Genomic DNA, 12,737 nt, shown 5'->3' with positions numbered 1-12,737 from the left:
AGGCACCCGTCTCCGGAGGCTGTTGGTGCTGCGGTGGCGCCACATTGGCAGAGGTGAGGGCGGTACAGGGATGATGGGCGAGGCGGGAATACGCCGTGGCCGTTTCCCGCCAGGTCACCAACGGAACGAATGCCTCCGGTGAATGTCCTGGGAAGATCCGGGGCGCACCACCGCAGGTGGGGCGAGGGGTGGGGCATCCATGCTGGGAGCGATAGGACTCGACGAGCGCCAGGAGTCCGCGTACCGGGCGCTGGTCGCGCTGGGCGCGGCCGAGGTGACCGACCTGGCGCACCGGCTCGCGCTGCCCGAACCGGACACCGAGCGGGCGCTGCGCCGCCTGGAGTCGCAGGGCCTCGCCGCGCAGTCCTCGGCGAGGACCGGACGGTGGGTGGCGGCGCCGCCCGGGGTGGCCCTGGGCGCCCTCCTGACCCAGCAGCGCCACGAGCTGGAGCAGGCGGAGCTGGCGGCGGCGCTGCTGGCCGAGGAGTACCGGGCGGAGGCCACGGAGGCGGCCGTGCACGACCTGGTGGAGGTGGTGACCGGCGCGAGCGCCGTCACCCACCGGTTCCTCCAGCTCCAGCTGGGCGCGCAGGAGGAGGTCTGCGCGCTGGTGACGGGCAAGCCGATCGCGGTGTCGGGCATGGAGAACGACGCGGAGGAGCAGGCCGCCGGGCGGGGGGTGCGCTACCGGGTGGTGATCGAGCGCGACGTGCTGACGCTCCCGTCCGGGCTGCTCGAACTCTCGGCGGCGCTCAGCCGTGAGGAGCGGATCCGGGTCGCCGACCGGGTGCCGACGAAGCTGGTGGTCGCCGACGGGAACCTGGCGATGGTGCCGCTGACCGGGCGGGGCGCGGAACCGGCGGCGATCGTCGTGCACGCGAGCGGGCTGCTGGAATCGCTGATGGGCCTGTTCGAGTCGGTGTGGCGGGACGCGCTGCCGCTGAGACTCGGGGCGGGCGCGCAGATCACCGAGGACGAGGCACCGGGTCCGGACGTCATGGACCTGGAGATCCTGTCGCTGCTGCTCGCCGGGATGACGGACGCGAGCGTGGCGAAGCAGCTGGACCTGGGGCTCCGGACGGTGCAGCGCCGGGTGAAGGGCCTGATGGAGCTGACCGGGGTGACGACCCGGCTGCAGCTGGGCTGGCACGCGTACGAGAAGGGCTGGGTGGCGCGCGGCTGAAGGGCCGGAGCCTCCGGCCCGTGGCACGCGGCTGAGCGGGTCACACGTCCCGAGCCCCGGCGCACGGGCTGAACGGGCTGAACGGGCCGGAGCCCCCGGCGGTGACGTTCGGCCGAACGGGCCGCCGTACCCGGATGCCCGCCGCGACCTGCGCGGACGCCGGTTGTGGGGGACCCTGGGCGCGTGGGTGTGTGGCAGCTCCTGATGGTCGCGACGGTGATGTTGCTCGGCGTGTTCGGAGTGCTGGCCCCCGGCGTGCCGGGGACGTGGCTGGTGTGGGCCGCGATGCTCTGGTGGTCCCTGCACGAGCGGACCGACCTCGCCTGGATCCTGCTCGCCTCCACGACCGGTCTGCTGCTGCTCACCCAGGTGGTCGTCTGGCAGCTGCCGCCCCGCCGCTTCCGGGGCGTGGGCATCACCCGGCGGATGGTGACGTACGCCGGCGTGGGCGCCCTCCTGGGCTTCGTCCTGGTGCCGGTGATCGGCGCGATCCCCGGCTTCGTCGGCGGGATCTACCTCTCGGAACGCCTCCGGCTGGGCGGCCACGGCCAGGCCGGGGCGGCCACCAGGACGGTGATGCGGGCGGCCGGCACGAGCGTCCTCGTGGAGCTGTTCGCCTGCCTGCTCGTCGTGGGGGCGTGGGCGGGCGCGGTGCTCTGGGGCTGAGTCCTAGGACGGAAGGGGGAGGCGCGCTGGGGCCCCACGCCGATCCGCCCGGGGTCCGGGAGCGGGATGCTGGTGGCATGAGGGATTTCGAGGGCTTCAGCGCGGCGGAACGGGCCTATCTCACGGGCGGCCGGCAGCTCGCGCGGATGGCCACGGTCGACCCTTCCGGTCAGCCGCAGGTCAATCCGGTGGGCTTCTTCCCGCAGGAGGACGGCACGGTCCTGGTGGGCGGCCTCGCGATGGGCCGTACGAAGAAGTGGCGCAATCTTCGGGCGAACCCGAAGGTGGCGCTGGTCGTGGACGATCTCGCGAGCGTCCGCCCCTGGCGGGTGCGGGGCGTGGAGATCCGGGGCGAGGCGGAGCTCCTGGTGGGCCCGCACGCGCTGGGCGCGCACTTCAGCGAGGAGGTGATCCGGATCCGTCCGCGCCGGATCCACAGCTGGGGCCTGGAGGAGCTCCCCGGAGCGGAGTCCTGAGGTAGCGGGCTGCGTAGGAGCGCCAGGGCCGCCACTCCTCCGTGGCCGGGACGCCCGCCGGGGGGACGTCGGGGTCGCCGAGGGCGCGCATCCGAATGAGGGCGGCGGCCTCGGCGGTCACTCCGGGGACGGCGCGGAGGGCGGCCTCGGCCTCGTCGCGGTCGGCGCCGGGGTCGAGGCGTACGGCTCCGTCGGCGAGCGCGCGGGCCAGCGGGCCGGCGACGGGGTGGCCGGTGAGCGCCCCGGGCTCCGGGAAGAGGCGGGTGAGGCTGCCGCAGCCGGTGGCCAGCGGGGTGCCGTGCGCCTCGACGACCCGGACGGACTCCTCCGCGCCGAGCAGGGTCCGCAGCGCGAACTCCTCCGGCTCGGCCGTCCCCGGGGACCGTACGCCGGGCCGGGCGGCCACCTCAGCGGCGAGCCCGGGCGCCGCGCCGAGGCGCTCGGCGACGGCGTACGGGTCGGCGTCCAGGTCGAAGAGGCGGCGCAGCCGGTGCACGGCGGTGGTCAGGTCGCGCAGCTCGGTGAGATGGATCCGGGCCTCCAGCCAGCGCCCGGCGGACCGCTCGTCGACGGAGACGATCCCGGTGCCGTACGGGAGGCGGAGGGTGCGCCGGTAGGTGCGGGTGCCGGCGGCTCCGACGACCTCCTCCACGTGGGGCACGGCCTCGGCCGCGAGCAGGTCGAAGACCTCGCCGGCCGCGTAGGGACCGCGGTGGGCGAGCCGCAGCGGCACCCCGGCGGCGAGCGCGGTACGGGCCCCGGCTCCGCTGCCCGCCTCGGCGCGCAGCGCGCTGGGGGTGCGGGCGTAGACGGCGCGGATCGTCTCGTTGAACTGGCGGACGCTGGCGAAGCCGGCCGCGAAGGCGATCTCGGTCACCGGCAGCCCGGTGGTCTGGAGGAGCAGCCGCGCGGTGTGCGCCCGCTGGGCGCGGGCGAGCGCGACGGGTCCGGCGCCGAGCTCGGCGGTGAGCTGGCGCTGCACCTGCCGGGTGCTGTAGCCGAGGCGCCCGGCCAGGCCGGGGACGCCCTCGCGGTCGACGACGCCGTCGCCGATCATCCGCATCGCGCGCCCGACGACATCGGCCCGTACGTCCCAGGCGGCGGAGCCGGGCACGGCGTCGGGGCGGCAGCGGCGGCAGGCCCGGAAACCGTGGCCCTGGGCGGCGGCGGCCGTCGGGAAGAACGCGACGTTCTGCCGTTTCGGGGTGACGGCGGGGCAGCTGGGACGGCAGTAGATGCCGGTGGTGCGGACGGCGAAGAAGAACTCTCCGTCGAACCGCGCGTCCCGGCTGCTGACCGCCTCGTAGCGGGTGTCGTCGTCCTTCACGTCTCCCAGTGTGCGACGGCCGACGACCCCCGGCTCGCGGTTTTCGGACACGACGTTCGCGGGAGCGGGGAGGGCACCCGGGCCGAGGCCCGCACCCGGCCGAGGACCGCACCCCGCACCCCGCACCCCGCTAGTCCAGCCCTCCGCGCCCGCTACCGGACGCGTCCGCGCTTCATCTCCATGGCGTGGCGGCCCTCGGCGCCCTTGCGCTTCCAGTCCTTGAGGATCTCGCTGCGCAGGCGGGCGTCGGTCTTGGCCACGATCCGCTGGTTCTCCCGGAGCAGCTTGCGGTAGCTCTCCAGGCGGCGCACCGGCAGTGAGCCGTCCTCGATGGCGGCGGCCACGGCGCAGCCGGGCTCCGACTCGTGGGCGCAGTCGTGGAAGCGGCAGTCCGCCGCCAGTTCCTCGATCTCCGAGAAGACCTGGCCGACGCCGGTCTCCGCGTCCCAGAGGCCGACTCCGCGCAGTCCGGGCGTGTCGATGAGGACTCCCCCGGTGGGGAGGACGAAGAGGTTGCGGGTGGTGGTGGTGTGCCGGCCCTTGCCGTCGATGTCCCGGGCCGCCTGGACGTCCATGACGTCCTCGCCGACGAGGGCGTTGGCCAGGGTCGACTTCCCGGCGCCGGAGACGCCGAGCAGCACGGTCGTACCGCCCGCGACCACGGCGGACAGCACGTCGAGGCCCTCCCCGGTGGTCGAGCTCAGGGGCACGACCTGGACGCCGGGGGCGACGGTCTCGACGTCCTCGACGAGGTAGGAGAGCCCGACGGGGTCGGGCACGAGGTCCGCCTTGCTGAGGACGACGGTCGGCTGGGCGCCGGACTCCCAGGCGAGGGCGAGGAAGCGCTCGATGCGGCCGAGGTCGAGCTCGACGGCGAGCGAGACGGTGATGACGGCGTGGTCGACGTTGGCGGCGAGGATCTGCCCCTCGGACCGCTTGGACGAGGTGGAGCGCGCGAAGGCCGTACGGCGCGGCAGGCACGCCCGTACGTAGCGGGGGTCGCCGGCGCCCTCGGGGTCGATGGCGGCCCAGTCGCCGGTGCAGATGACCCGGAGCGGGTCGTGCGGGGTCACGAACGCCGTGTCGGCGCGCACGATCCCCTCGGCGGTGGCGACGTCGCACTGGCCGCGGTCGACCCGGATCACCCGGCCGGGGACGAGTCCCTGGGCGGCGTGCGGAGCGAAGGCCTCGGCCCAGCCGGAGTCCCAGCCGTGGGCGTCGAGCGAGGAGGAGGAGAAGGAAGAGGTGATGGGGGAAAGCGGGAAAGACAAGGGGGACCCTTCACAGGGGTGGCCCCGGCGCTGCGTGTCAGAAAGGTGAGGTCAGCCGGTGGCCACGGAGGTGGTGTGGATGAACTTCTGCGTGAGGGCAAGGCCCGTCGTGACGACAGCCATCGGTCACACCTCCTGATCAGTCTTCTCGCGTGGATCTTCGCGATCTCGGGGACACCGTAGCCGCACCGCTTCGGCGGGCGCCACCGGTTTTCTCGCCGGGATGCCGGCGGGGGCGGTCGGCCGTCCCCGCCGGGGTCCCGTGGGAGGTCAGCAGGCGCGGTAGCGGTACGAGCCGCCCGGGGCGCTCACGTCGAGGTCGCGCTGGACGACCGAGAGCCTGCCGCCCCAGCCCGAGCACGCCCTGCTGTAGCCGGTGTCGGTGTACTCGATGACGTAGACGCGGTTCGCGTACGCCGCCGCGTACGCCTCGCACTCCTCGTACTGGCCGCACTCCTCGGCCACCGCGAAGTCGAAGCCGATCGTCCTGCGCTCCGGCAGCAGCTCCGTCGTGTTCTTCTGGCCGATGGCGAGTCCTGCGGCGTGCGCCCGCTGGGCCAGGAGCCGGGCGAACGCCGCGTTGTGCTGCTTCGTCAGCCGGTCGCCCGAGCGCTCGTACGAGTCGAGGTTGTCGGGCTCCACCGCCTGGAAGCCGCTCTTCGCGCAGCCGTCGATCCATCCGCCGACGATCTTCGCCAGCCGCTCGCGCTTGCCCGCGGTCGAGGTGTCGAGGAGCACCTCGCCCCAGTCCTCGTCCTGCACGGGCGTCCCGGAGCCGTCACGGAGCAGCAGGTCCCGGTGGTTCTTCTCCCACCAGTCCAGCGCGTCCGGCTGGGTCTGGAAGGCGTTGACGTAGCAGATGGTGTAGAGCCCGGCGGCGGGCTTCGCCGTACGGTCGCGGGAGACGACCTGGACGTTCTTCGGCGGGCTGTAGGGGCTGCCGATCTGGTAGTCGAACGGCGCGTTCGCGGTGGGCGGCGTCACCTTCGCGGTCGTCGGCCCGGGCGGGGCGGTGGCCTTCGGAGCGGTCGTCGCCTTGGGAGTGGTGCCCGCCCGCCGAGTGGTGGTCGGCTTCGGAGCGGTGGTCGGCTTCGCCTTCGCGGGAGCCGACGGCTTCGGAGCGGTGGTCGGCCCGGCCTCGGCCGGGGGCGTCGGCTCGGCCGTGGCGGGGGTCGTCGCGTTCCGCGCGGTGCGCGGCCGCGTGTCGCCCGACGACGCGTTGGCCTGGGTGAACAGGACACCGGCGCCGAGCGCCGCGACGACGCCCGCGGCGAGCGCCGCCCGCGTCGACTTCCTGCGGCGGAACGGGGTGGGGGCATGCTTCGGCACACGTTCTCCAGCACGAGGGGGGAAAGGATGTCCGTAGCCTCCTCGTTCGATCGTGAGGAATTCATGAGGTGCCCGCCCGCGCGTGCCGGGCCTGCCCCGCCGGTCCGAGCGCGAGCAGGAAAGCCGCCCCTCCCCCGGGCCTCGGACGTGCGGTGAGCGTTCCCCCGTGCGCCGCGGCGATCTCCCGGACCAGCGACAGGCCGATCCCCGAGCCGCCCCCGCGCGAACGGAAGCGTTCGGTCAGCTCGGGCAGTTCCTCGGCCGCCACGCCCGGCCCCCGGTCCGCCACCGACACCGTGTGCCCCCGCACGCTGACGTCGATCTCCGCCCCCCCGTGCGGATCGCCCGGCGTGCGCCCGTGGCGCAGCGCGTTGTCCAGGAGGTTCCGCACGGCTACGCGCGTCAGGGCGGGATCGGCGTCCACGACCGACTCGTCGAGCCGCAGAGTGAGCGTGAGCCGACCGGGCGGCAGTTCCCCGCACGCGTCCTCCACCAGCTGGTCGAGACGGAGCGGCACCGGGCTGAACGAGGCCGCGGAGTCCTGGAGCCGCCCCCGTGTCAGGACGTTCTCCACGACATCGGTCAGCCGGTCGGTGGCCCGCCGGATCCGCGGCAGATGGGTGGGCAGGTTCCTCGGGTCGGTCCCCGCGACGTCCATCGAGCTCCGCATGATCGCCACCGGGGTGCGCAGTTCGTGCGCGGCGTCGGCGAGCAGCCGCTCCTGGGCTTCGAGCGCCTGCCACGCGGGCCGCAGGCTGCGCCCCGAGAGGAGGTGGCCGGTGAAGGCGGCGAGCAGGGTCAGGAGCCCGGAGCCGGTGAGGACCGCGTACGTCAGGCGGGTGTGTTCGGCCATCCGCAGTCCCGGGTCGCCGATGACGACGACGGCGCCGGTCGTCTCCTGGGTCTCGTCGTGGTAGAACGGCCGCGCCACGGCGTAGGCGGTCCGGTCCCCCGCCGGGACCTCCTCCCGCACCGTGACGTCCTCGTCCATGGCGGTACGGGCCAGGGCGGCGATCCGTTCGTCGGGGACGGGGACGGAGCGGCTCCCGGAGGTGAAGACCCGGTCGAGCCCACCGGGCCCGGCCGGACCGGCGGCACCCACGGGGCGAGGGCCCGCGGCGCCTGCCGGGCGAGTCGAAGCGGTGGCCCGTCCGGCGGCCGTGCTCCCCGTCGTGTCCTTCCCCGCCCCGTCCGCCACCCCCTTCGCCGGCGTGCCGATCCTCGTCCGGCTCAGCAGGACGAAGACCTGGTGGCGGCCTCGCGTGGACTCGTCATCGCGGAGGCCGTCGAGCTGGACGCCCGCATCCGTGTAGTAGATCAGCGAGGTGCTGACCGCCGCGTGCCGGAGCATCTCGTCGAACTCCGCGTTCCGCCAGGAGCGGCCGTCCGTGTGGATCACCAGCCAGGAGAGCACGCTCACCCCGACCAGGGTGGTGAGCGTGTACGCGAGGGTGAGCCGCCGTTGCAGACGACGGAGTCGGCGGCGCGGCCCGGCGGCGCGGTCCCGGTCGGTCACGCGCCGTCCCCGCTCGGACCGCCGAGCAGGAATCCGTGGCCCCGGACGGTCCTGATCGGCTGCGGCGAGCCGAGCTTGCGGCGGAGTCCGGCCATCACGGCGTCGACCACGTTGGACACCGGGTCGGCCATCTCGTCCCAGCAGTGCTCCACGAGCGCGGTACGGGTGACGACGTGCTCGCGGTGGACCAGGAGGTGGTGCAGGACGGCGTACTCCTTGGGCGTCAGCGAGAGGAGGACGCCGCCCCGGCGGACCTCCCGGCGGGCCGCGTCCAGCTCGATGTCCGCGTGCGCCAGGTGGACGGGCAGCCGGCCCGGGGCGCGTCGGGTGAGGCTGCCGACGCGCATGACCAGTTCGACCATGGCGAAGGGCTTGGCGAGGTAGTCGTCGGCCCCCGCGCGGAAGCCCTCCACCCGGTCGGGCAGGGCGTGGAGGGCGGTCAGGCAGAGGACCGGCGTGGACCAGCCCGCGCGGCGGCGGCCGTCGAGCGCGCGCAGGGTGTCGCCGGAGGGGACCATCCGGTCCAGGACCACGCAGTCGTACTCCGTGAGGTCGAGCAGGTAGTCCGCGGGGGGCCAGTCGGCGACCGCGTCGACGGCGTACCCGGCGTCCTTCAGACCGGCCTCGATGAGCTCACGGAGGTCGGTCTCGTCCTCGACGAGGAGTACACGCATCTGGTGCCGCCTTGCGGTGTCGCGCCGGCGCCCCGGGGGCGCGGACGGGAGGAGGGGCCCCGCGGTGGGGCGGCCTCGGCGACCGTGAGCAGCGGGACGGGAAAGTCATATTAATCAGGCCAGTCGGGCGGATCTCGACGAGGAGTGGCCGGATCCCGACGGACGATCCGCCGGAGGTCGCCTCGCCGGCCCTCGGCCGCGGCGCGTCCGATTCGTACAAGACCGGCGGAGGGCGGCCTGCCTACCGTGCCCCCATGGACACAGCACCCGACCTCACCCCCCGCCTCGACCTCATCGGCGTCGTCGTCTCCGACATGGCCGCCTCGCTCGCCTTCTACCGCCGTCTCGGCCTGGAGATCCCGGACGGGGCCGAGTCCGCCCCGCACGTGGAGGCCGCGCTGCCCGGCGGACTGCGGATCGCCTGGGACACGGAGGACGTCGTGCGGTCCTTCGACCCCGGCTGGAAGCGGCCCGAGGGCGGCAACCGGATCGAGCTCGCCTTCCGGTGCGCGACGCCGGACGCCGTGGACTCGGTGTACGAGGAGCTGCTCGCCGCCGGGTACCGGGGGCATCTGAAGCCCTGGGACGCGGTCTGGGGGCAGCGCTACGCCGTGGTCCTCGACCCGGACGGCTCGGGCGTCTCGCTGTTCGCCGACGCGGCCGGCTCCGCCACGGACGCCACGTAGGCCCCGAGGGTCGTGCCGGCCAGCGCCCTGGTCTCACGTGCGAGATGGGCCTGGTCGGCGCAGCCCGCCCGGACGGCCGCCTCCGCGTACGGCACCCCGGACAGCACGAGCGCGAGGGCCCGCTGGAGCCGGAGGATCCTGGCGAGGGTCTTGGGGCCGTAGCCGAAGGCGTCGAGGGAGCGCCGGTGGAGCTGCCGGGCGCCGAGGCCGACCGCGTCGGCCGTCTCGGCGACCGCCCGCCCGGCCGCGAGGCGGTCCGCGACGGCCCGGAGCAGCGGGTCGGGCGCGGGGGCGTCCGCGGCCCTGCGCCGTACGACCTCGTCCAGGGCCGCGGCGGGGTCGGGGGCCTCGGTGATCCGCTCGCCGAGCCGCCGCGCCTCGGCCTCGCCCCACAGCGCGCCGAGGGCGACGCGCCGGTCGCGGAGCTCATGGGCCGGGACGCCGAGGAAGCCGGGCGCGTCGCCGGGGGCGAAGCGGACTCCCGCGTACCGTGCGGCGGACTCCCCCGGTACGTGCGCGCGGGTGTCGGGTCCGGCGACGAGGAGGTGTCCGTCGGCCCAGATCAGGTCCATGCAGCCGTCGGGCAGGACGGGCCGGACGCCGTCCGCGGCGGGGCCGGCGGTCCGGGTCCACAGGACGGCTCCGTCGAGCAGGGCGGGGCGTTCCTCGTACATCCCTCCACGCTATGCCCGGTCGGAGCGGTCAGTCCTTCTCCCAGCCGGAGTGGAGGCGGGCCTTCACGTCGTCCGGGGGCAGGAACCGGGACCAGCGCTCGGGGAACTCGGACGGCATGTCCGGGTCGTCCTCGTCGACGTCCTCCGCCTCCGCGCGCACGCGTGCGACGAGTTCGGCCGCCTGGATGGCCCGGGCCCGGTCGTTGGCCTCGCGGGCCGCGGCGGTGGCGACGGAGGGCCAGACGCGGTCGATGGCCGCGTTCACGGCGGCGCCGACCAGGACGGCGAAGGCCGAGATGCCGATCCAGAGGAGGACGGCGATGGGGGCGGCGAGGGAGCCGTAGATCGTCGGTCCCTCGACCTGGCTGGTGAGGTAGATGCGCAGCAGGAAGCTGCCGAGGATCCACATCCCGAGGGCCACGAGGGCGCCCGGGATGTCCTCGATCCAGGGCGATCTGACGGGCACGGACACGTGGTAGAGCGTGGTGAGGAAGGCGATGGAGAGCAGGATGACGGCCGGCCAGTAGAGGACGGCGACGACCTCGGTGCCCCAGGGGACGAGTTCGACGACCCGGTCGGGGCCGACGACCGCGAGCGGCAGCACGACCGCTCCGATGAGCAGGGCCACGAGGTAGAGCAGGAAGGCCAGGAGGCGGGTCTTCACGATGCCGCGGTGGCCGTCGAGCCCGTACATGACGGTGATGGTGTCGATGAAGACGTTCACCGCGCGGGAACCGGACCAGAGGGCGATGGCGAAGCCCAGGGAGATCAGGTCGGGCCGTTTGCCCTGGGTCACGTCGTCCAGGATGGGCTTGGCGATGTCCTCCACGCCCCGGTCGGAGAGGACCGTTCCGGCGGCGCGCAGGATGTTCTCCTGGATGCTCGCGACGGTGTCCGTGTTGGTCCAGTCGTCGGCGTAGCCCAGGAGGGCGATCAGGCCGAGGAGCAGCGGCGGCAGCGACAGCAGGGTGAAGAACGCCGCCTCGGCGGCGAGGCCGAGGATCCGGTACTCGATGCACGAGTTGACGGTGTCCTTGAGGAGCAGCCAGACCATCTTCCGCTTCGAGACGTTGCGGTAGAGGACGCGCGCGCGGTGGAGCCTGCTCCAGGGCCGCCGCTCGGGCCGTTCGGGTGTTTCGCTTGCTGCCTGCACCTGCTTACCGTATCGGCATGGCAGCGAGCACCCACACCGTGACCAACCAGGCTCCGCCCCTGGTCGGGTACGACGTCTTCATGACCGATCCCGTCCTCACGGAGGCCGTGGAACGCCACCTCGCGCCGGAGCTCCTGGCGGAGGCCCGCGAGGACCTCTCGGTGCTCGGCCGTGCGGCCGGTTCGGCCCAGGTACGGGAGTGGGGCGAGCGGGCGAACGCCAACCCGCCGCGGCTGCGGACCCACGACCGGTACGGGCACCGGATCGACGAGGTGGACTTCGATCCGGCCTGGCACCGGCTCCTCGGCAAGTCGGTGGGCGCGGGGCTGACGGACGCCTGGGGCAGGCCGGGCGGCCATGTGCGCCGGGCCGCCGGGTTCCTGGTGGTGTCGCAGGCGGAGGCGGGGCACGGCTGTCCGGTGTCGATGACGCACGCCGCCGTGCCCGCGCTGCGCACCGAGCCGGAGGTCGCCGAGGTGTGGGAGCCGGCGGCGACCTCGCACGTGTACGAGCGGGAGCTCCGTCCGGTCGCGGAGAAGCCGGGCGTCCTGCTCGGGATGGCGATGACGGAGAAGCAGGGCGGCAGTGACGTCCGGGCGAACACGACGGAGGCGCGCCCGCTGGCGGCCGACGGGGAGTACGTCCTGACGGGGCACAAGTGGTTCTGTTCGGCGCCGATGTCGGACGCCTTCCTGGTCCTCGCGCAGGCTCCGGCGGGGCTCAGCTGCTTCCTGGTGCCGCGGGTGCTCGCGGACGGCTCGCGCAACGCGTTCGCGATCCAGCGCCTGAAGGACAAGCTGGGCAACCGCTCGAACGCCTCCGCCGAGGTGGAGTTCGACGGCACCACGTGGGCGCGCCGGGTCGGCGAGGAGGGCCGGGGGCTCCGCGCGATCATGGGCATGGTGGCGGCGACCCGGCTCGACTGCGTCCTGGGTTCGGCGGCGCTGATGCGGCAGGCGGCGGCGCAGGCCGTGCACCACTGCGCGTACCGGGAGGCCTTCGGCGGGCCGCTGATCGAGAAGCCGCTGATGCGGAACGTCCTCGCGGATCTGGCCCTGGAGTCGGAGGCGGCGACGGTGCTCGCGATGCGCCTCGCAGCGGCCTACGACGCAGCCGAAGGCGCCACCGCAACCGATCGCGCCGGCGGCTCCGGGGGCGGCGACCACGCCGAGCGTGAGCGGGCCCTGCTCCGTATCGCCGTTCCGGCGGCGAAGTACTGGGTCACGAAGCGGTGCACGCCGATGGTGGCGGAGGCGCTGGAGTGCCTGGGCGGCAACGGGTACGTGGAGGAGTCCGGGATGCCCCGGCTGCTGCGGGAGTCGCCGCTCAACTCGGTCTGGGAGGGCTCGGGGAACGTCCAGGCGCTCGACGTGGTCCGGGCGCTGCGGACGGAGCCCGCCGCGCTGGACGCCTTCCTGCGGGAGGTCGGGGCGGCGCGGGGAGCGGACCACCGGCTCGACCGGGCGATCCGCGGGCTGCTCGTCGAACTGGCGGACCTGGACGGGATCGAGGCGCGGGCGCGGCGGATCGCGGAGCGGCTCGCGCTGGTCCTCCAGGGGGCGCTCCTGGTGCGGTGGGCACCGCCGGAGGTCGCGGACGCGTTCTGCGCGGCGCGGCTGGGCGGGGACGGGGGCGCGGCCTTCGGGACGCTGCCGCACACGCTGGACCTGCGGACGCTCGTGGAGCGGGCACGGGTGGAGGTCCGGGGCGACTGACGCACGTCCGGGGGAAGTTCGCCGCGCGTGCCAGGGGTGGACCACAGGGGTCGGCACGCGCGGAAAA

The 12,737-nt window shown here is 74.3% G+C and carries 12 protein-coding genes; 5 read left to right on the top strand and 7 right to left on the bottom strand.

Going from position 1 to position 12,737, the window contains the following annotated elements; genetic code table 11:
- The first annotated feature begins 199 nt into the window (after positions 1 to 199).
- The 3 genes from AMK27_RS15075 to AMK27_RS15065 all read left to right on the top strand — a co-directional run bounded on the left by AMK27_RS15075 (position 200) and on the right by AMK27_RS15065 (position 2,325).
- Positions 200 to 1,183: a helix-turn-helix transcriptional regulator gene (locus AMK27_RS15075; RefSeq protein ID WP_073906807.1), complete on the top strand. Its 984-nt coding sequence runs from the start codon at positions 200 to 202 to the stop codon at positions 1,181 to 1,183.
- A 183-nt stretch (positions 1,184 to 1,366) separates the two neighbouring features.
- Positions 1,367 to 1,849, top strand: a complete 483-nt coding sequence (locus AMK27_RS15070; RefSeq protein ID WP_073906805.1) for a DUF456 domain-containing protein — start codon at positions 1,367 to 1,369, stop codon at positions 1,847 to 1,849.
- Positions 1,850 to 1,926: 77 nt separating this feature from the next.
- Positions 1,927 to 2,325 carry a PPOX class F420-dependent oxidoreductase gene (locus tag AMK27_RS15065; RefSeq protein ID WP_073906802.1) on the top strand — a complete coding sequence of 133 codons (399 nt, stop codon included), beginning with the start codon at positions 1,927 to 1,929 and terminating at the stop codon, positions 2,323 to 2,325.
- Here the strand turns inward: AMK27_RS15065 and AMK27_RS15060 are convergent.
- The 5 genes from AMK27_RS15060 to AMK27_RS15040 form a co-directional block, all read right to left on the bottom strand.
- Positions 2,246 to 3,703 (bottom strand): DNA-3-methyladenine glycosylase 2 family protein, encoded by a 1,458-nt coding sequence (locus tag AMK27_RS15060; protein ID WP_382501974.1) that lies wholly within the window; start codon positions 3,701 to 3,703, stop codon positions 2,246 to 2,248. The genes AMK27_RS15065 and AMK27_RS15060 overlap by 80 nt on opposite strands.
- Before the next feature lie 101 nt (positions 3,704 to 3,804).
- Positions 3,805 to 4,923, bottom strand: coding sequence for a ribosome small subunit-dependent GTPase A (gene rsgA / locus AMK27_RS15055; protein ID WP_073906797.1), 1,119 nt, complete (start codon positions 4,921 to 4,923; stop codon positions 3,805 to 3,807).
- Positions 4,924 to 5,193: 270 nt separating this feature from the next.
- Positions 5,194 to 6,252: an endo alpha-1,4 polygalactosaminidase gene (locus AMK27_RS15050; protein WP_241847500.1), complete on the bottom strand. Its 1,059-nt coding sequence runs from the start codon at positions 6,250 to 6,252 to the stop codon at positions 5,194 to 5,196.
- A gap of 61 nt (positions 6,253 to 6,313) precedes the next feature.
- Positions 6,314 to 7,768, bottom strand: coding sequence for a sensor histidine kinase (locus tag AMK27_RS43660; RefSeq protein ID WP_073906794.1), 1,455 nt, complete (start codon positions 7,766 to 7,768; stop codon positions 6,314 to 6,316).
- Positions 7,765 to 8,442, bottom strand: a complete 678-nt coding sequence (locus AMK27_RS15040; RefSeq protein ID WP_073906791.1) for a response regulator transcription factor — start codon at positions 8,440 to 8,442, stop codon at positions 7,765 to 7,767. The genes AMK27_RS43660 and AMK27_RS15040 overlap by 4 nt, the downstream gene beginning before the upstream one ends.
- A gap of 254 nt (positions 8,443 to 8,696) precedes the next feature.
- Here AMK27_RS15040 and AMK27_RS15035 point away from each other — a divergent pair, with 254 nt between their 5' ends.
- Positions 8,697 to 9,128 carry a VOC family protein gene (locus tag AMK27_RS15035; RefSeq protein ID WP_073906788.1) on the top strand — a complete coding sequence of 144 codons (432 nt, stop codon included), beginning with the start codon at positions 8,697 to 8,699 and terminating at the stop codon, positions 9,126 to 9,128.
- On the opposite strand, the gene AMK27_RS15030 is transcribed toward AMK27_RS15035, so the two are convergent.
- Positions 9,047 to 9,802: a helix-turn-helix domain-containing protein gene (locus AMK27_RS15030; RefSeq protein WP_073906785.1), complete on the bottom strand. Its 756-nt coding sequence runs from the start codon at positions 9,800 to 9,802 to the stop codon at positions 9,047 to 9,049. The two genes, AMK27_RS15035 and AMK27_RS15030, sit on opposite strands and share 82 nt — an antisense overlap.
- A 28-nt stretch (positions 9,803 to 9,830) precedes the next feature.
- Entirely contained in the window at positions 9,831 to 10,955 is a 1,125-nt protein-coding gene (locus tag AMK27_RS15025) for a YihY/virulence factor BrkB family protein (protein WP_073906783.1), read from the bottom strand.
- A gap of 17 nt (positions 10,956 to 10,972) precedes the next feature.
- On the opposite strand from AMK27_RS15025, the gene AMK27_RS15020 reads away from it, so the two are divergent.
- Positions 10,973 to 12,670, top strand: a complete 1,698-nt coding sequence (locus AMK27_RS15020) for an acyl-CoA dehydrogenase family protein (RefSeq protein ID WP_073906781.1) — start codon at positions 10,973 to 10,975, stop codon at positions 12,668 to 12,670.
- Positions 12,671 to 12,737: the final 67 nt, after the last annotated feature.

Source organism: Streptomyces sp. CB02009 (assembly GCF_001905825.1).
Taxonomy (GTDB): Bacteria; Actinomycetota; Actinomycetes; order Streptomycetales; family Streptomycetaceae; genus Streptomyces.
Note: the sequence above shows the minus strand (reverse complement) of the source record. Positions and strands in the feature narration are given on the sequence as shown.

What these genes read in the sequence shown, in the direction of transcription:
- AMK27_RS15030 (WP_073906785.1), bottom strand. Translation starts at nt 9,802, where the DNA reads ATGTACGAGGAACGCCCCGCCCTGCTCGACGGAGCCGTCCTGTGGACC.
- AMK27_RS15075 (WP_073906807.1), top strand. Translation starts at nt 200, where the DNA reads ATGCTGGGAGCGATAGGACTCGACGAGCGCCAGGAGTCCGCGTACCGG.
- AMK27_RS15040 (WP_073906791.1), bottom strand. Translation starts at nt 8,442, where the DNA reads ATGCGTGTACTCCTCGTCGAGGACGAGACCGACCTCCGTGAGCTCATC.
- AMK27_RS15020 (WP_073906781.1), top strand. Translation starts at nt 10,973, where the DNA reads ATGGCAGCGAGCACCCACACCGTGACCAACCAGGCTCCGCCCCTGGTC.
- AMK27_RS15065 (WP_073906802.1), top strand. Translation starts at nt 1,927, where the DNA reads ATGAGGGATTTCGAGGGCTTCAGCGCGGCGGAACGGGCCTATCTCACG.
- AMK27_RS15035 (WP_073906788.1), top strand. Translation starts at nt 8,697, where the DNA reads ATGGACACAGCACCCGACCTCACCCCCCGCCTCGACCTCATCGGCGTC.